Origin of the sequence: Halalkalibacter wakoensis JCM 9140, from assembly GCF_000513095.1 — a bacterium.
Classification (GTDB): Bacteria; Bacillota; Bacilli; order Bacillales; family Bacillaceae_D; genus Halalkalibacter; species Halalkalibacter wakoensis.
In genome coordinates, this window is record NZ_BAUT01000026.1 from 1 (window position 1) to 22,277 (window position 22,277).

Annotated in this window: 22 protein-coding genes, 2 pseudogenes and 1 riboswitch; of the genes and pseudogenes, 19 read left to right on the top strand and 5 right to left on the bottom strand. The window is 41.6% G+C overall.

Translation table 11 applies throughout. The features are described 5' to 3' along the window. The first annotated feature begins 169 nt into the window (after window positions 1-169). The 3 genes from JCM9140_RS11365 (at window position 170) to JCM9140_RS11380 (ending at window position 1,996) form a co-directional block, all read left to right on the top strand. Window positions 170-805 (top strand): amino acid ABC transporter permease, encoded by a 636-nt coding sequence (locus JCM9140_RS11365; RefSeq protein WP_034746254.1) that lies wholly within the window; start codon window positions 170-172, stop codon window positions 803-805. Further along, entirely contained in the window at window positions 802-1,524 is a 723-nt protein-coding gene (locus tag JCM9140_RS11370; protein ID WP_034746257.1) for an amino acid ABC transporter ATP-binding protein, read from the top strand. Before JCM9140_RS11365 ends, JCM9140_RS11370 begins: the two co-directional genes overlap by 4 nt. A gap of 271 nt (window positions 1,525-1,795) precedes the next feature. Beyond that, the gene (locus JCM9140_RS11380; protein ID WP_034746263.1) at window positions 1,796-1,996 is read left to right on the top strand and encodes a hypothetical protein; all 201 of its coding nucleotides are present in this window, start codon (window positions 1,796-1,798) and stop codon (window positions 1,994-1,996) included. A 44-nt stretch (window positions 1,997-2,040) separates the two neighbouring features. Here JCM9140_RS11380 and JCM9140_RS11385 read toward each other — a convergent pair whose 3' ends face one another. Continuing rightward, a complete protein-coding gene (locus tag JCM9140_RS11385) occupies window positions 2,041-2,445 on the bottom strand; it encodes a secondary thiamine-phosphate synthase enzyme YjbQ (RefSeq protein ID WP_034746266.1) in 405 nt (134 codons plus the stop codon). A 34-nt stretch (window positions 2,446-2,479) separates the two neighbouring features. Further along, window positions 2,480-3,115 (bottom strand): YigZ family protein, encoded by a 636-nt coding sequence (locus tag JCM9140_RS11390; RefSeq protein WP_034746269.1) that lies wholly within the window; start codon window positions 3,113-3,115, stop codon window positions 2,480-2,482. A gap of 241 nt (window positions 3,116-3,356) precedes the next feature. Between JCM9140_RS11390 and JCM9140_RS11395 the strand changes: the two are divergent. The 16 genes and pseudogenes from JCM9140_RS11395 (at window position 3,357) to JCM9140_RS11475 (ending at window position 18,834) form a co-directional block, all read left to right on the top strand. Further along, window positions 3,357-4,495: pseudogene (locus tag JCM9140_RS11395) on the top strand (sensor histidine kinase). A 36-nt stretch (window positions 4,496-4,531) separates the two neighbouring features. Further along, the gene (locus JCM9140_RS11400) at window positions 4,532-5,239 is read left to right on the top strand and encodes a response regulator (RefSeq protein WP_034746357.1); all 708 of its coding nucleotides are present in this window, start codon (window positions 4,532-4,534) and stop codon (window positions 5,237-5,239) included. Window positions 5,240-5,619: 380 nt separating this feature from the next. Continuing rightward, on the top strand, window positions 5,620-6,447 hold the full coding sequence (locus tag JCM9140_RS11405; protein WP_156314858.1) for a DegV family protein: 828 nt from the start codon (window positions 5,620-5,622) through the stop codon (window positions 6,445-6,447). 541 nt (window positions 6,448-6,988) lie between these two features. Next, window positions 6,989-8,344: an ATP-dependent helicase ComFA gene (locus JCM9140_RS11415; protein ID WP_034746275.1), complete on the top strand. Its 1,356-nt coding sequence runs from the start codon at window positions 6,989-6,991 to the stop codon at window positions 8,342-8,344. Further along, complete coding sequence (locus tag JCM9140_RS11420) at window positions 8,341-9,042, top strand: ComF family protein (RefSeq protein WP_034746278.1); 702 nt, start codon at window positions 8,341-8,343, stop codon at window positions 9,040-9,042. Before JCM9140_RS11415 ends, JCM9140_RS11420 begins: the two co-directional genes overlap by 4 nt. A gap of 55 nt (window positions 9,043-9,097) precedes the next feature. Further along, complete coding sequence (locus JCM9140_RS11425; RefSeq protein WP_034746281.1) at window positions 9,098-9,538, top strand: TIGR03826 family flagellar region protein; 441 nt, start codon at window positions 9,098-9,100, stop codon at window positions 9,536-9,538. A gap of 77 nt (window positions 9,539-9,615) precedes the next feature. After that, window positions 9,616-9,876, top strand: coding sequence for a flagellar biosynthesis anti-sigma factor FlgM (flgM, locus tag JCM9140_RS11430; protein ID WP_034746283.1), 261 nt, complete (start codon window positions 9,616-9,618; stop codon window positions 9,874-9,876). A gap of 18 nt (window positions 9,877-9,894) precedes the next feature. Continuing rightward, window positions 9,895-10,389 carry a flagellar protein FlgN gene (locus JCM9140_RS11435; protein WP_034746286.1) on the top strand — a complete coding sequence of 165 codons (495 nt, stop codon included), beginning with the start codon at window positions 9,895-9,897 and terminating at the stop codon, window positions 10,387-10,389. A gap of 21 nt (window positions 10,390-10,410) precedes the next feature. Then, complete coding sequence (gene flgK / locus JCM9140_RS11440; RefSeq protein WP_034746289.1) at window positions 10,411-12,117, top strand: flagellar hook-associated protein FlgK; 1,707 nt, start codon at window positions 10,411-10,413, stop codon at window positions 12,115-12,117. A 16-nt stretch (window positions 12,118-12,133) separates the two neighbouring features. Continuing rightward, window positions 12,134-13,327 (top strand): flagellar hook-associated protein FlgL, encoded by a 1,194-nt coding sequence (flgL, locus tag JCM9140_RS11445; RefSeq protein ID WP_034746292.1) that lies wholly within the window; start codon window positions 12,134-12,136, stop codon window positions 13,325-13,327. 19 nt (window positions 13,328-13,346) lie between these two features. Next, window positions 13,347-13,928, top strand: coding sequence for a DUF6470 family protein (locus JCM9140_RS11450; RefSeq protein ID WP_034746295.1), 582 nt, complete (start codon window positions 13,347-13,349; stop codon window positions 13,926-13,928). 1,182 nt (window positions 13,929-15,110) lie between these two features. After that, a complete protein-coding gene (locus JCM9140_RS11455; RefSeq protein ID WP_034746299.1) occupies window positions 15,111-15,413 on the top strand; it encodes a hypothetical protein in 303 nt (100 codons plus the stop codon). 119 nt (window positions 15,414-15,532) lie between these two features. Continuing rightward, window positions 15,533-15,982 carry a flagellar assembly protein FliW gene (fliW, locus tag JCM9140_RS11460; protein WP_034746301.1) on the top strand — a complete coding sequence of 150 codons (450 nt, stop codon included), beginning with the start codon at window positions 15,533-15,535 and terminating at the stop codon, window positions 15,980-15,982. After that, complete coding sequence (csrA, locus tag JCM9140_RS11465) at window positions 15,983-16,204, top strand: carbon storage regulator CsrA (protein WP_034746304.1); 222 nt, start codon at window positions 15,983-15,985, stop codon at window positions 16,202-16,204. Window positions 16,205-16,363: 159 nt separating this feature from the next. Then, window positions 16,364-18,061 carry a methyl-accepting chemotaxis protein gene (locus JCM9140_RS11470; protein WP_034746306.1) on the top strand — a complete coding sequence of 566 codons (1,698 nt, stop codon included), beginning with the start codon at window positions 16,364-16,366 and terminating at the stop codon, window positions 18,059-18,061. Between the two features lie 169 nt (window positions 18,062-18,230). After that, window positions 18,231-18,316: riboswitch (cyclic di-GMP riboswitch) on the top strand. Window positions 18,317-18,435: 119 nt separating this feature from the next. Beyond that, on the top strand, window positions 18,436-18,834 hold the full coding sequence (locus tag JCM9140_RS11475) for a flagellar basal body-associated FliL family protein (protein WP_034746309.1): 399 nt from the start codon (window positions 18,436-18,438) through the stop codon (window positions 18,832-18,834). 309 nt (window positions 18,835-19,143) lie between these two features. On the opposite strand, the pseudogene JCM9140_RS11480 reads toward JCM9140_RS11475, so the two are convergent. From JCM9140_RS11480 to JCM9140_RS11490, 3 genes and pseudogenes are all read right to left on the bottom strand, one after another. Then, a pseudogene (locus tag JCM9140_RS11480) lies at window positions 19,144-19,491 on the bottom strand (transposase); the annotation flags it as partial. Window positions 19,492-19,966: 475 nt separating this feature from the next. Further along, a complete protein-coding gene (locus JCM9140_RS11485; RefSeq protein WP_052002216.1) occupies window positions 19,967-21,724 on the bottom strand; it encodes a methyl-accepting chemotaxis protein in 1,758 nt (585 codons plus the stop codon). 36 nt (window positions 21,725-21,760) lie between these two features. Then, on the bottom strand, window positions 21,761-22,207 hold the full coding sequence (locus JCM9140_RS11490; protein ID WP_034746312.1) for a chemotaxis protein CheX: 447 nt from the start codon (window positions 22,205-22,207) through the stop codon (window positions 21,761-21,763). Between the last annotated feature and the right edge of the window lie 70 nt (window positions 22,208-22,277).

A 22,277-nucleotide genomic window follows, 5' to 3' on the forward strand; every position in this document is an offset into this window, starting at 1 on the left:
CCGAGACCCCACAGGCGTAGCCGAGGAGGCTCGGCACCTCCTTGCGGGTGCGAGTGGCTGCAGCGTAATGGAACGAACATGTGAAGAGCACGTAATCCATAAAAAACAAAAATGCTAAAACAGCTTTTCGCAAAGAAAGGGAGGAACTATCATCGAGACGTTACAGATTATGATTGATGCATTACCAGTGTTATTAAAAGGGATGTGGTGGACGATTGTCATTACCGTCATTTCTCTTTTAATTGCACTCGTAATTGGATTGGTATTAGGACTTTTTAGTATATCAAGAAATAAGTTTTTACGAGCGATTGCGATGATTTATGTCGATCTCATTCGCGGAACACCAATTTTGGTCCAAATTCTATTTATCTATTTCGGTTTACCTGCAGGGACAGGTATTACAATGAGTGCGTTAACGGCTGGGATTATCGCGATCAGTATTAATGCTGGTGCGTATTTAGTGGAGATTTTCCGTGCCGGGATTAATTCGATTGATAAAGGTCAAATGGAAGCAGGGAGAACGCTTGGTTTTTCCTATGCAGAAACGATGCGCTTAATCATTTTGCCGCAGGCGGTGCGCCGTATGATTCCGGCATTTGTAAACCAATTTATTGTCAGTATAAAAGATACATCTCTGCTCTCCGTTATCGGAATAGCCGAACTCACGATGTCGGGTCAGTCGATTTATGCGATGAACTTTAGAGCATTTGAGATTTTAGCGTTAGTCGGGATTCTCTACTTCGTCCTCATCTACACGTTGACCCTATTCTCACGCTGGCTTGAAAGGAGACTCGATGTCGCATGATCAAAATTGAAAACTTGAAAAAATCATTTGGACAATTAGAAGTACTAAAAGACATGAATGCCGAAATTAAAGAAAAAGAAGTCGTGTGTGTCATCGGTCCGTCAGGCTCAGGAAAAAGTACATTCTTGCGCTGCATCAACCGACTTGAGGAACCAACAGGCGGCTCGATTTATATAGAAGGAACCGATATTACAGACCCGAAAAACAACATCAACAAAATGCGTCAACGCCTTGGAATGGTGTTTCAACAGTTTAACTTGTTCCCGCATATGACGGTGTTGCAAAACGTGACGGTTGCGCCAAAGCGCTTGAAGGGAAAAGCAAGAGATGCCGCTGACCAATTTGGCCGCGAGCTTTTAGAAAAAGTTGGATTGTCTGATAAAGCAGATGTGTATCCAGACAATCTATCAGGTGGACAAAAGCAGCGTGCAGCGATTGCAAGGGCATTAGCAATGGAACCAAACATTATGCTGTTTGATGAGCCAACGTCCGCGCTCGATCCGGAAATGGTCGGCGACGTACTAGCCGTCATGAAAGACCTGGCCAAAGAAGGAATGACGATGGTGATCGTTACCCATGAGATGGGGTTTGCACGCGAAGTAGCGGACCGGGTAATCTTTATGGACGGCGGCTACATCGTCGAAGAAGGACCACCGTCGGAGCTATTTGGCAACCCGCAGCATGAGCGGACAAAGGCATTTTTGTCGAAGGTGTTGTAAGCTAAGTGGGAACCAGAGCCTATGGGCTTTGGTTCTTTTTTGAGTGTGGTGGTTGGGCTGCGAGTCAAATCGGGTGAAATTGGATGCGCGGACAATAAATTGGCAAGAGTGGACAATAAATCGCGCGCATCGGACAATAAATCACTCGAACTCGACAATAAATGGCACAAACCGGACAATAAACCCCGACAAACAGCAAAAAAAGCAGTAATCCTCGCCCATAAACGACTGAATTACTGCTATTATTAAAGAAAAAGTGGAGGTAAACCAAATGGCCATTGATGAATTAGCTAAAAAGCGGTGGAACCAGATTCCAGCAGATATCAGAAAGAAGATCGAATCAAATGTGTTTTGTGGTACTTGCAAAGTCACGACCATTGTTGATTATGTAGTGGACTCGGAAGACCATCAAATGATTTTAAAAGGTTCGTGTAAAACTTGTGGGCGTTCTGTAGCGAGGGTGATTGATTAGGTGGGTCAAGGAACCTGTCCCCCTGACCCACCTATTGTTAGTCCCTACCCCTCCAACATCTTCAAAAACACCTTCCGATTCCGTCTTGGCCCATCAAACTCACAAAAGTACACCCCTTGCCACGTTCCAAGCACGAGTCGTCCGTCTGAAATGATTAATGTTTGGGAATGGCCAACTGTGCTTGTTTTCATATGAGCTGCTGTATTTCCTTCCATATGTAAATCCTTCTTGTGATCCCACGGGTAAATTTCATCAAAACGACGAATCATATCTGTTTTGACATCTGGATCTGCGTTCTCATTAACGGTGATTCCAGCCGTTGTGTGGAGGGAAGAAGCAACCAAAATGCCATTCTTGATTCCAATGGACCTGATCCAATTAGAAATGTCCATCGTAATATCAATCATTTGATCACGCGCATTTGTGTTTAGTGATAACGTTGTTTCCATTATAATGTAGCTCCTTTCTGAATAACCGTGAAAATTAAATATCTGTTTCTAAATACGTTTGCTCACCACGTGTTATGTTTGCTTGACCATTTGTAATATTGATCATCCATTCTTCAAAAGCGTCCAGCTTATCGACCTCGACAAAGGTTTGCACGTCAACTTGCTCTAAATAGTCGATCCCTTTTAGTTGATATGGGGATTCTCGTAGGGCATGTTCGACTTTGCCAAGCCAGTGATAATCGACTGCGGTGTGAACGACTTGGACTAATGAGCGTTGAACGACACCGATAGCATTCAAGCCTTCACTCACCGCACCGCCATATGCGCGAATTAAGCCACCTGCTCCAAGTTTGATTCCCCCAAAATAGCGAGTAACGACAACAACAGTGTCTTTCAGTCCACGTTTCTTCAATACTTCAAGCATCGGTACACCAGCGGTTCCGCTCGGTTCGCCGTCGTCGTTTGCTTTTTGGATTTCGTCTCGTTCGCCAATTAAATAGGCTGAACAGTTGTGATTGGCATTCCAGTGGTCTTTTTTTATTTTTTCAATAAAAGCTTGAGCGGCTTCTTCGGTTTCGACACGGTCAAAAAAGGCGATGAAGCGCGATTTTTGGATGATGATTTCGTGCTCTCCCTTTCCTTTAACCGTTTGATAGGTTGATAGAACCATGACGAGTTCACCTTCTTTTTTCATAGTTTTACAAATAAGAGAAATAAAGATGTAATAAAGGTATGGTAGGATAGAGTTAGTCGTGGTTTTCACTATTTCCATGTTAGAAACCCTACCGGAAAAATCTTGATAAATGAACATTTACAAGTTATTTTCGTTAAGATGTTGTAAAATAAGGATAGCGAATTTTCATTTATATAGCAAATGCTCGCTTATTTTCAACAAGGGTTGGTGTATTGGTGTGACAGATTCAAAAATACTAGATAAAATAATAAACCAAACATTGGAAACGGTCGATCAAAGTCGCGAACAGATTTATGAGATTGGTGAACAGTCGCGAAATGAATTGCAAGCTCTTGAGAAGGAGTTAAAGGAAGTCCGCATGAAAGTAGCTTCTGTGATCGAGAAAACGGACCAAACGCAGCAATATGCTCGTTTTGCCAGGAACCGACTCGTTGAAGTAAGCAAAGCGTTTGAGAAGTTTACGAATGAAGAAGTACGACAAGCGTATGAACAAGCAAATAACTATCAAGTACAGCTAGCTGTTTTAAAACAAGAAGAAATTCAGCTTCGCGAAAGACGCGATCAAATTGAAAGACGTCTCATTAATTTAAAAGATACAGTCGAGCGCGCAGACCAGCTTGCTGGACAAATGTCTGTTGTCTATAAATTTCTCTCAAGTGATCTGAAAGAAGTAGCTGATGTGATAGAAGATGCACGTGAAAAACAAGCGTTTGGCTTGAAAATCATTGAAGCTCAAGAAGAAGAAAGAAAGAAATTGTCTCGTGAAATTCACGATGGCCCAGCACAGATGATGGCCAATGTGATGTTGCGTTCTGAGCTAATTGAACGAATTTATCAAGACAAAGGAATTGAAGAAGCGTTAAATGAGATTCGAGACTTGCGAAAAATGGTAAAATCTTCACTTGCAGAAGTGAGAAGGATTATTTATGATTTGAGACCAATGGCGCTTGATGACTTAGGATTAATTCCGACATTGACGAAATATTTAAAAACGTTTGAAGAGCATAACCAAGTGTCTGTAGTCTTTCAGCATTTTGGAAAAGACAAGCGGTTGCCTCAACATTATGAAATAGCTCTTTTTCGACTCGTGCAAGATCGGTACAAAATGCCTATAAGCATGCAGAACCGAACGAAATACAAGTGAAAATTGAAATCAAGCCAAACAAAGTTATAATGATAATAAAAGATGATGGCAAAGGATTTGATCCATCCGAGAAGAAAGAAGGCTCTTTTGGTTTGATGGGGATGAAAGAGCGCGTAAATATGTTAAAAGGTGAAATGCAAATTCAATCTAAAGTACAAGCGGGAACATTGGTCATTATAGGTGTCCCATTACATTCCGCACATGACGAGTGATCGTAAAACTACGTCGCATGAGGAGAGGTGAAAATGATGAGTACAGAAAACAAAGAGAAAATCAAAATTGTCATCATTGATGATCATCAGCTTTTTCGTGAAGGAGTAAAGCGAATTTTAGCGATGGAGCCAGAATTCGATATTGTTGCAGATGGACAAGATGGTTCACAAGCGCTTGAGTTGGTAAGAATTTTCCGCCCGGATGTCATTCTTATGGATATTAATATGCCGCAAGTGAACGGAGTAGAAGCAACAAAACAATTAATTGAGTTTTACCCTGATGCGAAAGTGTTGATTTTATCGATTCATGATGATGAGTCTTATGTGACTCACGTCTTAAAAACAGGGGCATCAGGTTACCTCTTGAAAGAAATGGATGCTGCAGCTCTCGTTGAAGCAGTGAAAGTAGTAGCTGCAGGAGGAGCGTACATTCACCCAAAAGTCACTCATAACTTAATTAATGAATACCGCAGGCTTGCGACAGAAGATGATTTACATGAAGAATCAATTGGGTTCCGTGAAGTCGAATACCGCAAACCACTACATATTCTAACAAGACGAGAATGCGAAGTGCTGCAGTTAATGACAGACGGACAAAGCAACCGTGCCATCGGGGAATCATTATATATTAGTGAAAAAACAGTCAAAAACCATGTAAGCAACATCCTTCAAAAAATGAATGTAAACGACCGGACACAAGCTGTCGTCGAAGCGATCAAAAAAGGATTTGTCATCGTAAGATAAGAAGAGGAGAGAGAGCAATCGCTTGTCTCTCCTCTTCTAGTTTAAACGAATTCTGTCGAAGATCGTCCAACGCTTGAAAGCTTAGGCATTTAGATGTACAGTAATACATATCTATTGTTTTGTATAAGGGTGTAAGGATTTTTGCTTAGAATATCGTGGTCCCTCTAAGTGGAATGGAGCGGAAGCCACTCGACTCCTGCGGGAAAAAGAGGTAGGGGTGAGACCCCACAGGCATAGCCGAGGAGGCTCACCACCTCCCCGCGGAAAGCGAGTGGCTGTAGCGCAATGAAACGAACACGTATATTCCACCTAACCACTTCATCAGCAAAAAATCGAATACAGCCTTTGAAAAAGAAACTCAATAAAGAGAGGACTTAGGCATGAATAAAAGTGTGGCCGTTGTAACGGATAGTACAGCCTATTTACCAGAAAACATTCGTACCGATTTAGCCATTGAGATGGTTCCTCTTAATGTCGTATTTGGTAAAGAATCGTACCGAGAAGAAGTGGATCTGATAACCGACCAATTTTATCAGAAAATGAAATCGGCAACGGAGCTCCCAACGACATCACAACCAGCAATCGGAGAATTCGTAACGCTTTTTGAAAAGCTGGCAAACGAAGGGTACAAGCAAGTCGTAACGATTCATTTATCTAGTAAAATTAGCGGAACCTTTCAATCAGCCGTTAGTGCTGGAGAAATGGTAGAAGGTATTGATGTATACGGATTTGATACAGAAGTTAGTTGTTCCCCGCAAGGCTACTATGTTCTCAAGGCAGCAAGAATGGCGAATGCTGGACAAGACGCCGAAGCGATTATGGAGAAGTTAACAGCAATGAAGGAAACAGCAAAAGCGTACTTTATGGTTGATAACTTGAATCATTTACATCGTGGAGGCAGACTATCAGGCGCGCAGTTACTCGTTGGAAATCTATTGAAAATCAAGCCGATTCTTCACTTTGAAGAGGGAAGCATTGTTCCGTTTGAAAAAGTGAGAACAGAGAAAAAAGCACTGTCGCGCATTCTTTCTTTGCTTGAGCAAGATGTAAGTGTGGGTGGTAAGTATATTGCAACTGTCATTCACGCGGATAACTTATCGGGGGCGGAGCAGCTTCAAGCAACGATTCGAGAGACTTTTGAAAACGTTGAAGTGGATATTAGTTATTTCGGGCCGGTTATTGGTACGCATCTTGGTGCTGGGAGCTAGGTGTTTCATGGCAAAAACAAGATTAAACACACATCTAAAGAGCATGCTAACAACCTAAGCGTTAGCATGCTTTTTTCTAATAAATTGTCCTCCTGCGATCCGTTCCATTGCGCTACAGGTACTTGCTTTCCGCGGGGAGGGAGCCAAGCCCCTACGCCGTTCCGTCTGTAGGGTCTTGCCTTTCCCTCTTTTCCCGCAGGAGTCAAGTACCTTTCGCTCCATTCCACTTTAGTTGTTATCGATAACAATAAAGAAAAGTAATAAAAAAGCAACAAAGAATGGAAAATAATCTATCGCAAAGATTGTTATTTAGATGGTTCAGTCGTAAAGTTGTTTCTGAAAAGCTTGGCTTGTTGAAGTTGACTATCGTTTTCCCTCTAAGTGAAATGGAGCGGAAGTCACTCGACTCCTGCGGGAAATAGAGGTAGGGCTGAGACACCTCTGGCGTAGCCGAGGAGGCTCAGCACCTCCCCGCGGAAAGCGAGTGGCTGCAGCGGAATGGAACGAGTCTCGATAAAAAATTGAATCGAGGTGTCTTCGCATGAACCATCATCCTCTTGCTGTGCTTTTTGCTGGCAAACGTCTACTACGTAGTGAAAGTCCACTCCCTGGGCATGTTTTCAACGAACTGGTAAGATTACAACTCCTGAAAGCTATTCCATGTTTACAAGCTAAAGGTAGTCACTATTTGTGTGGCCGTTGTGGAAATGAGGATCTTTCTTTATTTGGTAGTCATCCTTGCGCGCGGTGCAAGGCAACAACTTGTACGTATTGCCGAAACTGTATTCAGCTTGGAAAAATGAGCAGCTGTCAGTTTTTATATGAGTGGCAAGGCGAGCTTCCTCCGTTTCCGTTTGTTAAAAAGAGTTTACATTGGCAAGGTCAACTGTCATCAGGTCAAAAGCGGGCGGCTGATGCGGTTGTAGAAGCTGTGAAAATGCCAAAAGAAGTGCTTATCTGGGCCGTGTGTGGAGCTGGAAAAACTGAGATTATGTTCCATGGATTAGAAGAGGCGTTTAAACGAGGATTCCGTGTCCTGCTCGCCACGCCAAGGACCGATGTGGTAAAAGAACTGTACCCTCGCTTGCAAAAAAGCTTTCCTCACATTATTATTACCGCTTTATATGGTGGAAGCAAAGACCGCCATTCATTCGCCCAGCTTATTGTTGCAACGACACATCAAGCGATGCGCTTTTACGAAGCCTTTGATGTAGTCATTGTGGATGAAGTCGATGCGTTTCCGTTCTCCTATGATAAGAGCCTCCAATTTGCCGTTGAACATGCCAAAAAACAAACAGCATCGACGATCTACTTAAGTGCCACACCTTCCACAGTTTTACGAAAAACACCTAACCTTGAAGTCGTGAAAATTCCAAAAAGGTTCCACGGACATCCACTTCCGGTCCCACAATTAACATGGATCGGGAATTGGCAAAAACAAGTGAAAAAGAATACTCTCCCCCGTAAGCTTTTAATATGGTTTGAAACCATGATCTCATCCAAAAAAACTGTCCTATTGTTTGTTCCTTCTGTTTCTTATCTTTCCACGATTTCTTCCTTACTAAAAGCAAATTCCATCCCCCATAAAACTGTTCATGCCAATGACCCAAATCGCCATGAAGCTGTCGCTAGCTTTCGAAAGCAACTTTTTCCCGTTATGGTGACAACGACGATTTTAGAAAGAGGGGTTACGTTCCCAAATGTTCAAGTGGCGGTGTTAGGTGCTGAGAATGATGTTTTTACCGAATCTGCTCTCGTGCAGATTGCTGGGAGGGTTGGACGAAGCGCCACACATGCGAGTGGGGATGTTGTTTTTTTTCATTATGGCACGACGATTGCGATGAAGTCAGCGAGAAGGCATATTCTTCAGATGAATGAGGAAGGTCGTGGATTATGAGACGATGTTTAGCTTGTCATCAAACGTATTATGATCAGCCAGGATGGAGAAGTGTGTTTATGCTAGAAGAGCCTAGTCATTTTTGCTCGATGTGTGAAGAGCAATTAACACCTATTAAAGGAACACGATGTGATCTTTGTTCCCGTTCTATGAACGAGTTGCCCATTCACTATATCGTTGAAAATGTTTGTCTAGACTGTTACCGCTGGGAGCAGCACCCTGAGCTTTTACTCGAGAAAAATCACTCGGTTTATGAGTACAATGATTTTTTGAAAGACTTGATCTCAACGTTCAAGTTCAGGGGAGATGCGGCAATGGGGATATTTTTTGCCGAAAAAGTGAAAAACGAATATAAGAACCATTTTTCTAGTTATGTCCCACTAGCTATGCCACTTAGTGATCAGCGCCTGTTAGGACGTGGATTTAACCAGTCTCGTTTGCTTATGCAAGGGTGGACAAGTTGTCCTGAATGGCTCATTCGAAAAGAAGGAGAAAAGCAAAGCAAAAAAAGCCGTAAGCAGCGAATTCATGAAGTATCGCACACCCCTTTTTCTTTAAAAGAACATGCGAATGTTGTTGGTCAGCAAATTGTCTTAATTGATGATGTCTACACAACTGGAACGACGGTGAGACAGGCAGCGAGAGTCTTGTTAAACCACGGAGCCTTAAAAGTCGCATCCCTCACTATTGCTCGTTAGTACGCTGACAACTTCCTCATTCTTTTATATAATAAAGAAGGAGGAGGGGGCAGCAATGAAAGATGTACAAAATTGTCCGAAGTGTGGGAAGATTTTCGTGAAGGCGCTTCGACCGATTTGCCAACAATGTTTTCAAGAACAGGAAAAAAATTATGAAACCGTCTCGAGATTTATGAGACGAAAACAAAACCGAATGGCTTCCATCCGTGAAGTTCATGAAAAAACAGAAGTGCCGATTACTCAAATACATCAATTTGTTCGAGAAGGACGTTTATTGGTGACGCACTTTCCCAATTTGGGTTATCCATGTGAATCGTGCGAAACAATTATAACTGAAGGCAGAATTTGCGCAACATGTACAAGTAATATAAAATCAGGTCTCGATAAGATTGATAAGGAAAAAGAATTTGAACAAAGAAAAGATGAAGAAAGAAGAAAAGAGCGATCAGCGGGGGCTACGTATCATTCTTTAAATGATCGATTTGATAAAAAGTAGTTAACAATAGTGGAAAACGTGCCGATATAAGTGGAAAGTACATCGGTGCGTTTTATTTCATTTAGCGAGGTGAGACCATGAAAATTAATCCATACCACTCAATCCAGCAAAATCCGTATCGGAAACAAATGGAAAAGAATGAAAAAGCTGCAGACATGTCCACAAAGCGAGATAAATTAGAAATCTCTACAGAAGCCATGCAAATGCAAAAAGGAACGAAACTTGAACAAGAGCGGGCAGATAAAGTGGAAGCCTTAAAGAAGCAAATTGAAGCTGGCGAATACAAAGTAGATGCTAAAGCAGTTGCCCATAAATTTTACGAGTATTGGAACCAATAAGGACAAGGAGGGAAGAGCATGTCAGCGACAGCGATCATTCAGTTAATGGAGCGTTTGATTGAACTTCATGAAGAGTTAATCGAAACCGCTCAAAAGAAAGTTGATTTAATCAAAACAGGCGATATGCGCTCCCTAGAAACACTTGTCCGCGAAGAGTCCAAGCTTACGAGAAAACTTGAAACGACAGAATTGCTTCGGCAAAAAGTCGTACGGACATTTTTACTGGAAAAGGGAGAGGTAACAGAAAACGCAACGATTTCAGACGTGAAACTGTTTGTGACAGACGTAGAGAAAGAGACGCTTGTTCAGGTGCAAATGAAGCTTGTTTCACTTGTAGAAAAGTTGCGAGAGCAAAACAACTTAAATCAATCGTTAATTGAAGAATCTTTGCGATTTGTGAACCTCTCTCTTGACCTTTTAAGGCCCCATAAAGAAGACATTAGCTATCATCCAAATAGCAAAGAGGATGAACCATATGACACTGGACATTCGATTTTCGATTCGAAAGCGTAATAGAAACGGAGGATTTAGAAGATGCAATCGACCTTTCACGGTTTAGAAACAGCAAGACGGGCGATGATGACCCAACAATATGCCTTACATACAACAGGACATAACATTGCCAATGCGAATACCGAAGGATACACAAGGCAACGCGTCAATTTTCAGCAAACGGAAGCATATCCATCGATCGGAAAAAATGCCCCTCGTTTACCAGGTAACTTAGGAACGGGTGTGGCAGCTGGATCCATTCAACGTGTTCGTGACGCCTTTTTAGATGTTCAATACCGTACGGAAAACAATAAGGTGGGTTACTGGGATTCGCGTGCGAAAGCACTAGAGAAAATGGAGGACATTTTAAATGAGCCTTCGAATGAAGGATTGAATCAACAAATCGATATGCTTTGGATGGGTTTACAAGACTTATCGGTAGATCCTGAAGATACAGGAGCGCGATCTGTTGTTAGGCAACGGGCTGTGGCAGTCGCTGAAACGTTGAACTATTTAGCTAATTCGCTTTCGGCTGTTCGAAACGATTACAAAAATGAAATTCAAGTAACCGAAACAGAAGTCAATGCCTTACTGAATCAGCTAAACAATGTAAATGAGCAAATACGAAAAACGGAACCACACGGCTATGTTACAAATGATCTGTATGATCAGCAAGATCAGCTTCTTGATCAGCTATCAGGTATCGTAAACATTCAAGTTCAACGTGAGAAAAGTGGTGGGCAACCAAATGCTGCTGCAGAAGGAGCCGTGACGGTTTACTTATTAGATGAGCAAGGCAATCGATCTATGATTCTTGTAAATGGGAAAAGTTTGGACCCGAATGATCCAGATGATTATTCGCATGCGAAAATGTCGATTGATCTATCAGGCGACTATGTTAACAACATAGCCTTTTTTAAGCATGATGCAGATGTAAATGATCTTGCTAGTGTTCCTCTTGGTCAGATGGGTGCAGCAGAGATCGGTAACGGGGAGTTAAAGGCCTTAATTGAAGCATATGGCTATGTGCTAACCAATGGTGATGGGGAGCAAACCGTGCATGGATTGTATCCAGATATGTTAGCAGAGCTTGATACGATGGCAAAAACATTCGCTGACGAGTTAAACGCGATTCATTCATCAGGCTATACGCTTGGAACAGAGAGCGATCCTGCTGTTCTTGGCGGTAATTTCTTTGTGTTCGATGACGCCAACCCAGCTCGTTCAATAAAGGTTTCCAATGATATTTTAACGAATTTAAATAAGATTGCGGCTTCTAGCGTGAATCCAAATGCTTTGACCGTTGAATCGCGTGCATCGTATGAAGCGCTTATGAATGAACATCCAGTGAACTTTACAGCGGTAAGCAATTTCCTTAGTGAGGAAGCGGAATTTAGAGACAATATTGCACGTTCGTTTCCAGGAAACGGTACAAATGCAAAGCATTTAGCTAACGCAAAAGATGCTTCACTATTTTCGAATGGTGGAACAATCGGAAGTTATTATCAAAGTGTGATCGGTGAAATGGCGGTTAGTGCCCAAGAGGCAAATCGAATGGTTCGAACAGCTGGTACACTGCGTGACAGTGTGGATTTCAGGCGCCAGTCAGTGAGTAACGTTTCACTAGATGAAGAAATGACATTAATGATTCAATATCAACATGCCTACAATGCAGCAGCAAGAAACATTACGATGGTTGATGAAATGCTTGATCGGATCATCAACGGCATGGGCGTTGTCGGCAGATAAGGATAGGTGAAAGAACATGCGTGTAACTCAAACGATGCTCGCTCAAAGTTCATTGCGACACATTAATAACGGGTACAACAATTTGGCTTCGATCCAAGATCAGCTCGCTACAGGAAAAAAAATCACTCGTGCTTCTCAAGATCCAGTTGTGGCGATGAAAGGGATGCGCTACCGCACGCAAGTAACAGAGGTAGAGCAATTTAAGCGCAACCTATCAGAAGTGTATAATTGGATGGAAGCAGCAGATGCTGCTCTTGATCAAGGGACTCAAGCACTAATGAGAATTCGTGAGCTTGCAACACAAGCGGCCAATGATTCGTACAATCCACAAGAACGAGCCAATATTGCAAAAGAAATCAAACAGCTACGTGAGCACTTGGAGTCCATTGCGAATACGAAAAGCAGCAACAAGTATATTTTTAATGGTTCTGATACGACAAATCCACCTGTTGGAAATTGGGAGAGTATGAATCAAGAAATCTCTGTCCTAGCAGATATGACCAATGCTCAATTAGAAGGAATTGATGTTGTTTACGATGGTCGGGTGTTTCGACATGTTGGAACAAACGAAGGAGTGCTCATTTTTCAAGAAGTGTCTCAACAAGATCCAGTTTTTGAGGAAGATGATGATTTTGACAAGCGTGCCATTCAACTTAAAATTGATGGCGATGAAGTAATCTTCTCAAAACCGAATAAAGATCATGATCCGAACAATCCAACGAGCAATCCGATTTCTGAACAAACTGTACGTGCGAGTGATGTAATTGTTGCCGACAAAACCGCAGTTTCAACGAATAATCAAACGGTTGAGGTAGAAGTAATCAAAGGGGTTTCCATTCCGGTAAATATCAATCCAAACAATGTGTTCAGCAACGGAATGTTCGGTGATATTATCCGTTTAGAAAGAGCATTAGAAGACACATCTTTAAGTGGGAAAGACTTTACAGGTTATATTGATAACATGTTCAAACACATTGATAACTTTGTAGCAGAACGTGCGGAGCTTGGAGCGCGAGTGAACCGTGTGGAAATGATCGAATCGAGATTGATGCAACAAGAAGTAACAGCAAACCGCATTATGTCTGATAATGAAGACGCTGATATGGAAAAAGTCATTATCGACTTGATGACACAAGAGAGTGTTCATCGAGCTGCACTTGGTGCTGGTGCAAGAATCATTCAGCCAAGCTTAATGGACTTTCTTCGTTAATTAGAAAGGGTGATGAGTGATGAACATGGTGGCACTTGATATTCAAAAACAGGATGCCTATATTGGTCTTCGTTCGAATCGGCCTAACATCAGGATTCAACAAAATCAAGCAGACATGCACATTCGGCAGAAACACTCTGGAATCATTGAAATAAGTACGACCGCTTCTCAATTGTTTATCGACCAAACCGAAGCGTTTGCGGATGCGAATTTAAAGTCACCACTGAGAGTGGCTAATGAATTTTGGCAAAAAGCTCAGTCCACGGCCTCGCAATATGTTGCTCAAAAAGCGCAAGAAGGTGAGCAGTTAAAACATATTGAAAATGGACAAGGAGCTATTGCTCATATAGCAAAAGCCAACAGTCAATTAACGAAAACAGAAGTTGGATTAGGGTTTATGCCAACATCGATGTCACAAGTGAAGTTTGATTATCAGCCTTCTAGGGTATCTTTGCATGCTCCTTATCAAGAGGTGGAAATATCGGTTCAGAAGCGACCACCACAGATTGATATTCCAAAGTGGCAAGTAGAGGCATATGTGCAGCAGAAGAATCAAATTTCGTTTCGAGCGGTTGGTGGAAATGTGAATATGGGGTTATAGCAAGTCGCCATTGGTGGCTTGTTTTTTCTAGTTGTGTGTTCTATCTATGATCGTTCCATTGCGCTGCAACCACTCGCTTTCCGCGGGGAGGTGCCGAGCCTCCTCGGCTACGCCAGAGGTGTCTCGGCCCTACCTCTATTTCCCGCAGGAGTCGAGTGGTTTCCGCTCCATTACACTATAGGAGAAACCCTTTTTTCACAGCGCTACTCTAAACGAAAACAGCCCTTGTTGCTTTTATGGGTTGTGTGTTTGAAAAATGATCGTTCCATTGCGCTGCAGTCACTCGCACCAGCAAGGAGGTGCCAAGCCTCCTCGGCTGCGCCTATGGGGTCTTGGCTCTACCTCTATTTCCCGCAGGAGTCGAGTGTCTTCCGCTCCATTTCACTAGGAGAAAAACCTTTTGTCACAGTAACACTATATACGAAAACAGCCTTATTGTTTTTAGGGATGGGCTGAAAGACGGTGTACCCAAGTCCGTTCCATTGCGCTGCAGTCACTCGCACCAGCAAGGAGGTGCCAAGCCTCCTCGGCTGCGCCTGTGGGGTCTTGGCCTTACCTCTATTTCCCGCAGGAGTCGAGTGTCTGCCGCTTCATTACACTATGAGAAAAACCTTTTGGTCACAGCGACACACTAAACGAAAAGACAGCCCTTGTTGTTTTGGCTTAAGTAACTTATGCATGCCTCAGAACGGAAATAAAACGTGCTTCAAAGTCTCAAAGCCGTTTAGTAATTTCGTCTATTTTCTGTTGGTAACCATATAATGGACATAAATTATAGAGAAAACTGTAAGGTCGTTTCTATCACTTCGTAAAAAAGATGGATGAAAAAAGAGTAGATACCCTTTTCTACTCTAAAAAAGCGGACGGGATGGGAGGCCGACTCCTGCAGGAGGGAAGGGCAGGTTGAAATCCACCGGCAGAGCCGGTTAGTTCAACGCCCGCCTGCAGGTGCGTGCCCCCCCATCCCGGGAGCGGATTCGATGCACTTATTTCCGCCCACATTAATACGAGATGAATTTTTTTATACTAACAATAATAACAAAAACAGTCTTCTTTATTTACTCGGAAATATGGACATTTTTCCCGGGAAATCGACGGCAATCCACGGCTTTACATTTTAGCTTGTTCGACATAAACTAATAGATGAGGGTTTCCTCAATTTGAAAATAGGTGGTGGAGTGAATGGAGCAAGAAATTTTAACGTTGTTGCAGCAGATGAACGAGAAGATGGACAAGCGGTTTGAACAGATTGAAGCTAGACTTGATAAGATTGAGTTGAGACTAAATCAACATGAGCGCCTCTTGGAAACACTCATTAAAATGACTGCGCAAAACATAGAAGACATCACGTCACTACGTACGGAAACGAACGATCGCTTTGACAAACTTGAACTCTCCTACTTTAAGATGAACGGTGATATTAACCTCCTTTTTCAAGAAACCCAGACAAACAAACGTGAAATTGCCTATTTGAAACAAGAATAAAAAAGAGTCTCCCCACGTTTATTGGTTTGTGGGGGATTTTCTATTTTTTACATAGTTACATCACGATGATTCATAGTGGTACAATAAAGAAAAATGTGTCAATAGAATAGGTGGAATATATGAAATTAGAAACGAAATATCAAGGTTTGATTGAAGTAAGTGAAGAACAAATCATTGCGTTTGAAAAAGGAATTCCTGCCTTTGAAAGCGAGATGTCTTTTGTTTTGCTTCCGTTTGAAGAAGGAACTCCATTTTATGTTCTTCAATCAACGAAAACACCTGAAGTAGCCTTTATTGTGATTAGTCCATTTGACTTTGTAACGGGCTACCAAGTCAAATTGCCAGACTCTACCCTTGAAATGCTGGAGATTGAACAGCCAGATGACGTTGCTACTTTTGTCATGTTAACGGTAAAAGACCCGTTTCAGGATACGACAGCAAATCTTCAAGCCCCGGTTATCATTAATTCGAAAAAGCAAAAAGGGAAGCAGCTTCTTCTAAGCGACGGACCTTACAAAACAAGACATGCTATTTTCAAAGAGCCGGTAACGTCAAAGGAGGAGAAATAAATGCTCGTCCTCTCTCGAAAACTAAAAGAATCGATTCAAATTGGCGATGACATCGAGCTGAAAATCATCGCAATTGAAGGAGACCAAGTGAAGATTGGGATAAATGCCCCAAGGAATGTAGACATTCATCGAAAGGAAGTTTATTTAGCGATACAGGAAGAAAACAATGCTGCAGCACAGACGGTTTCCATAGATGTGTTGAAAGGTTTTCTAAAAAAATAATGAAAACCCTCCCGTTTGGAGGGTTTTCCCTATTTGTATAGGGAAAATACAACATAAAACAAACAGAAATACAATTGTATAAAAAAGTCGAAAATTGTAAAATAGATATGGGGAGATTGTCAAATAAAATGCTTAAGAAAGTGGGAAGATGGAGGGAATATGAAAACATTTGAGAACTTAAAAATTGCAACTAAGATTAATTTTCTAGTCATTGGCATTCTACTTATTTTTTCAATCGTGTTAGGATTTGTTGTGCAAGAGCTAGTATCAGATGGTGTGAAAGACAGTGCGGTGGAGAAAGCACGTTCAGATCTAGCCTTATCATACAAAGCTCTCGATCAGAAGTATCCTGGTCATTGGGAAGTGAGAAATGGCTCGTTGCATAAAGGCGATGTGCAAGTGAATGATAATTTTGAAATCGTCGAGTACATAGCTGAGATGACGGGGGGAACTGTTACGATTTTTCAGGGAGATACACGAGTAAGCACAAACGTAACAGTGGATGGAAATCGCGCAGTTGGTACGCAGGCGTCTGACCTTGTAATCGAGGCTGTATTACAAAATGGACAATCTTATTTTGGGGAAGCGAATGTAGCTGGAGTGATGAGCCAAACAGCTTATCAACCGATTGTGAACCAAAATGGGGAACCTATCGGAATGTGGTTTGTAGGTGTTTCACAAGAATTTATTGATCAAACGATTGGCACCATTTTAACAGGTTTTATTGTTGTTTTAATTGGTGGAATCGCTGTAGCGGTTGTGGTTGTTTTGTTGTTTGCAAATCGAATGAAAAAACGACTAGCCAATGTAGGTCAAGCCCTTGAAAAAGCAGGAAATGGCGATTTTACAACGGAGGTTATCGATCATTCAAAAGACGAAATTGGTCAGCTGAGTAACAGTTATCGAGTTATGAAAGAGAATTTATCAGACTTAATTCACCAAGTAAAAGAAACCTCTGAACAAGTGGCGGCTTCTTCAGAAGAACTATCAGCGGGGGCAGAGGAAACAAGTCAGGCAACGAACCAAATCTCTGAATCTATTCAATCGATTGCATCAGGTTCTGAAAAACAAGTTTCTACAACAGGACAAGCAAACGATTCTGCATCCGAGATTTCAATGAGCATGAAAAACATTACAAAGAATATTCAGTCTGTTACAAAGGCTGCAAATGGAACGAAGGAACAATCTGAAGAAGGGCACAAGGTCATATTGGAAACCATTCATCAAATGGAAGCTGTTAACGAAAAAACCGAGGAAATTTCCAATGTTGTCAAACAATTAGGCAACAAATCAATGGAAATTGGTCAGATTGTTACATTGATCACAGCTGTCGCTGAACAAACGAACTTGCTAGCATTAAATGCCGCAATTGAAGCTGCTCGTGCGGGAGAACACGGAAAAGGATTTGCCGTTGTTGCTGATGAAGTACGGAATTTGGCTGAGCAATCGAGAGAATCAGCAGGACAGATTCGCTCATTGATTCTTGATATTCAACAAGAAATTAACAACTCTGTCCTATCAATGGATGAAACGAAAGCGGCCGTCCAAGAAGGGACAAGCTCTGTTGCGAAAGCAGGTGTAGAATTTGAAGGCATCTCTGTTTCAGTGAAAGATGTCACCACTCAAATTCAGGAAGTTGCTTGTGAGGTTGAACAAATGACAAATCAAATGGTATCCGTTGTTGCCTTTATTGACGAAGCTACGTCAATAGCCGAAGATTCGTCAGGGTATGCACAGGAAGTTGCCGCGTCTGCAGAAGAACAAAATGCGACGATGGAAGAGGTTGCTTCAACTGCTGCTACTTTATCAGAGATGGCAGAAAGTTTGCAGGAATCGGTTAAAAGATTTAAGCTATAAAGTTAGCTTATTTAAAAGACAAGTTGCCAAGCAGCTTGTCTTTATTTAGCAGTTAAGCTTTAATCATTGATCTTACAGAAGTGATACTAGGTTAAGCAATAGAAGACTAGCAGATGCATTTTGACAAATTATGTACTATCCTATAGTATAAAAGTAATAGAATAATGTTGATCGATAATAGCAAACTTATTGAAAAGTAAGGACGCAAAGCCACGGGCCTAACATGAATCTCATCATGGTCGCCGGGTTGCCGAAAAAACGGATAAAAGCATGGGGATCTGTTTTCAGGTACCCGTGTTTTTGTTTGTAAAAAAAGCACCGTCCTTACTTTGAGAACATACTGTAATTATCATGTCAAAAGGAAGGTTTTCGATATGAGGAAAATGATCGTTTTGCTCATGCTTGGGACGCTCGTAGGTGCAGGAGTTCTAGCCTATTTGTACTTCACTGATAATGAAACAACAGAATTAGATTCCCTTCAGGATCGTGTTTTGCACACAGAATCCGTGATCGTTACGTTACAGGATTCTAGCTATCTGCAAATGACCATAAGCATTGAAACCGATTCACCTGCCACGAAACAAAAGTTAGAAGAAGCCTATCCTTTGGTCGAAAATGCTATGATTCATTCTTTAAGTGTACTTGAGAGGGAAGAGATTCAACGTGAAAATGGAGTTGCGATGATGGAGTCAGCTTTATTAGAAGAGTTTCAAGAGCTCCTGGAAGAAGGGGAAGTGAAGCAAGTGTATGTGACGGAGAAGGTTTTGCAGTAAAGGAAAGAATGTTGATGAGACGAGGTAACCATGATAAAAACCTTAGAACGAAAAAGCCGCATTGGAAGTCGGTCCAATGCGGCTTTTTCTATTCGTTGTTTTCTGAGTTGTGTGTTCTATCCGTGTTCGTTCCATTGCGCTGCAGCCACTCGCTTTCCGCGGGGAGGTGCCGAGCCTCCTCGGCTGCGCCAGAGGTGTCTCGGCCCTACCTCTATTTCCCGCAGGAGTCGAGTGGCTTCCGCTCCATTTCACTATGAGGAAAAACTTTTTGTCATAGCGACACACATTACACTACAGTCATAAAGCCTCGTCTTTAAGGCGAAGCCTTGTAAATTTGGTTAGTGAACTTAGATCAATAACCGATTCATCAGGTGCCATATTGAGAAAATATTTAAATGACATATCGTATTTAGAACGTTCAACTAAATCGACATACGATAAGTGATAAATAACTTTTAGTAATAGATATTTGAACATACGAACAGGCGGAAGGGCATCCCGACCATTATCAAGGCAATAATTTTATTTTATCTCTTTTACTATGAATGAAAAATCAACAATTTCATTGATCTGACGAAGCATATTATCTTTAGGGACAACCCGTTCATAAATTCCCATGTATGGACTGAGTGTTATGGTTTCTTCATTTGATATCACTAGATTCACCTACATCTATGTAATACCTAAATGATAAAATAAAATGACCGTTAAATGTTTGATGAAACTAAAACTTCAGACTGTAGCCAAAAGGCCTTTGAGTTTCATTTCTCAAAGGCTCTTTTACGCTATTTTCTTTTGAGTGTTTAAGAGTAGGGAATTTCTAGCTTTCCTCTCAATAAAGCGGACGGGATGGGAGGGCCGACTCCTGCAGGAGGGAAGGGCAGGTTGAAATCCACCGGCGCAGCCGGTTAGTTCAACGCCCGCCTGCAGGTGCGTGCCCCCCATCCCGGGAGCGAATTCGATGCACTTATTTACGCCATTCTCTCTTTAATCACAAAGATTAGAGGGCTTTTTCAGTGGCCTCCCTCTATTTCCCCTCAGGAGTCGAGTGACTTCCGCTCCATTACACTATGAGAAAACCCTTTTGTCACAGCAGCAAACTTTACTAAAAGATTTATTTATAATCTATATGTTAAACCGTAAATTTCCGAACCGTCTCCTGTAGCTCTTCTGCCATTCGTGATAGCATTTCTGCGGATGCGGAGATTTCTTCCATTGTTGCGGTTTGTTCTTCTGCTGATGCAGCAACTTCTTGGGAATACGAAGAGGCATTTTCAGCAATGGCTGATGCTTCTTTTATGGATTCAAGCATAGTCGCCGTTCCCATCGCAATTTTCTGTACAGCAATCGAAACTTCATCAATTTGTGTATAAATATCATTGATGGATGTGGATATTTCTTTAAACTCCGAACCAGCTTCCGTCGCATACGTGAGACCTTGTTTCACCGTCTCACTGCCCTCCGCCATGGAAGAAACAGAAAGAGAAATATCATTTTGAATATCTTGAATCAATACGCTAATTTGACCTGCTGATTGATTGGACTGCTCGGCTAATTTTCGCACTTCGTCTGCTACAACGGCAAACCCTTTTCCGTGTTCACCCGCTCTTGCAGCTTCTATCGCAGCATTTAATGCTAGTAGATTTGTTTGATCAGAGACAGCTGTGATTAGTGAAACAATGCTTCCAATTTCGTTAGACTTATCTTCTAAACTAGAAATCACCGTTGATGTTTGGGTTGTTTGCTCATTAATCGCGTTCATTTGGCTAACCGTTTTCTCGACAATTTGTAAACCATTGATCGATTTTTGCTTCGCTAAATCAGTTGCCTCTGTAACAGAAAAGATGTGCATCGCAATTTCTTCGACACCTTTTGAAATCTCATCTGCTGATTCATTGGCACTGCTCGTACGTTCTACTTGAGTTTCTGCACCGGAAGCAACAGATTGAATGGACTCTGTAATTTGGTCCGTTGCTTTTGCAGATTCGTTAGCACTAGCGTTTAACTGCTCGGATGATGAAGCCACTTGCTCTGAGTTTGCTTGGATTTGAGAGATCATGACTCGTAGGTTGTCGGTCATTTGGTTAAATGAATCATTTAACGTCGCGATTTCGTCATTTGATTTAACATTAACTTTCGGGATGGTTAAGTTTCCTGCAGCGACTTGTTTCGCTGCTTCACCGATTTTACTAATAGGTTTTGAAATTAAGTTTGAAATGAAAATACCACAACCAATTGCAATAAGGAATGCTAGTAAACTAACAACAACTGCAACGACGGCAGCTTGCTGAGCTAATTGATCGGCTTCCGTATAGGTTTGTTCAAGGATCCCTGAGAGGAGCTCATTCAGTTCAATTGACCGTTCTCTCATTTCACTACTAACTGGAATAACATTTCTCTGTGACGTTTCAATCGCATGGTCCATCGAAGCTTGTGCAAGACTAACACTTCTTGTTGACTCACTTAAAAAAGTTCGATTAAGTGCTTGTAACGCGTTAAAATGTTCCACAACATCTTCTCTAGTAGCTAAATCAATCGCCTCTACTATCAACGTATTAACTTCATCGTTTTGAGCATGAATGTCTTCTACAAAAGTAGGATCACCGTATAATAAAAATCCCCTTAAATCGCTCACTTGATTGCTAATAGATGAATCAATATTCTGACTAATTAATTGCAGTTCTGTGACTGTCTCAATTAAGTAAGTAAAAGACCTGTCCATCTGTTTAATATTGTAATAAGAAACCGCACTCGCTATTCCAAACAAAATAGAAACGAGAAGGAAACTTCCAAGTAGTTTTTTTCGTAAACTAAGTTTCATTGCTAGTTTTGTTGGCTTTGTTTTCTTGCTGACAGTTTTCTTCTGTTTCTCTTTCTTTCTTCGCTTCATGTTCTTCCTCCATAAAAGTTTCTTTATATAAATGTACTAGTTCTCTAGTAATAAGTAAATGGTCATTTCTCCAACGTCTGGAAAAGAAATAGGGATACTCATTGCCTTTTGATAAGCAGCAAAACGAAATACTTCCTGCAAAACAGTTGGCGCTGTAATATCTGTCATTAATCCATATTCAACAATAATTGTTGAAAAACTACCTGCCACCATGTTTCCTAGTTCTCCAATGAAGGATTGTAACATCTCACCTTCAAGAGGCATCCCAAACATTGAATGGCCAATCGAAGCAAAAACAGAAGTTTCACCGCTTATTAAAAGTTTTCCCGTCATCTCACCTGTAAGACTAATCACTACACCCGAATCTACAGTGATAGTTTCCTGCAGCATTAGAGGACTAGAGTAATTCAATGAAATTGGAACAACGCTTTTCATAGACGTCACAACACCTTGAATCAAATCTTTAGTTTCTAAATTGATCATTTAATCGGACCTCCTTCTCAAAAATTCACACGAAAAAAGGCTACTCCAATAAAAGGAATAGCCAAACCGG